The sequence below is a fragment of the Flammeovirga aprica JL-4 genome (genome assembly GCF_012844305.1).
Lineage (GTDB): Bacteria > Bacteroidota > Bacteroidia > Cytophagales > Flammeovirgaceae > Flammeovirga > Flammeovirga aprica.
This window is the reverse complement of record NZ_JABANE010000400.1, coordinates 1-597: the sequence shown is the minus strand read 5'-3', so window position 1 is coordinate 597 and position 597 is coordinate 1. Positions and strand designations below refer to the sequence as shown.

The window sequence follows — 597 nt, the reverse complement described above, 5'->3', positions numbered from 1 at the left end:
TTTGCCTCTTCTGAAATAGCCCGATGCCGACACCACCGAAAGGGTGGGGTTCCAACCATTAAGGAACAATGATGAACCGTTATCCTTTATGGAAATATCTGCTGATTGTGTTCACGATTGCGGTTGCCGCAGTGTATTCGCTGCCCAACCTATTCGGCGAAACACCCGCCGTGCAGGTATCGACCAACCGACAAGCCATCATCATCAACGAACAGACTCAATCCAAAGTGGATGCCGCGCTGCAAAACGCGGGTATTCAGACCGACGGGATGTTTGTTGTGGACAATTCACTGAAAGTGCGTTTCAAAGACACAGAAACGCAGCTTAAAGCGCGCGACGTCATCGAAAACACTTTGGGCGAAGGGTATATTACCGCGCTCAACCTGTTGGCGGACAGCCCCGAATGGATGGCGAAAATCAAAGCCAATCCGATGTTTTTGGGTTTGGACCTGCGCGGCGGCGTGCATTTCACCATGCAGGTCGATATGAAAGCGGCGATGCAGAAAACGTTTGAACGTTATTCGGGCGACATCCGCCGCGAACTGCGCCGCGAAAAAATCCGCAGCGGCACGGTGCGTCAGGCTGGAAACAGCCTGA

At 52.6% G+C, this 597-nt stretch carries 1 protein-coding gene; it reads left to right on the top strand.

The annotated features are described in order from the left end of the window. Positions 1-68: 68 nt before the first annotated feature. Positions 69-597 (top strand): hypothetical protein (locus tag HHU12_RS34600; protein ID WP_205960109.1); only part of this gene is annotated, 529 nt, incomplete at its 3' end.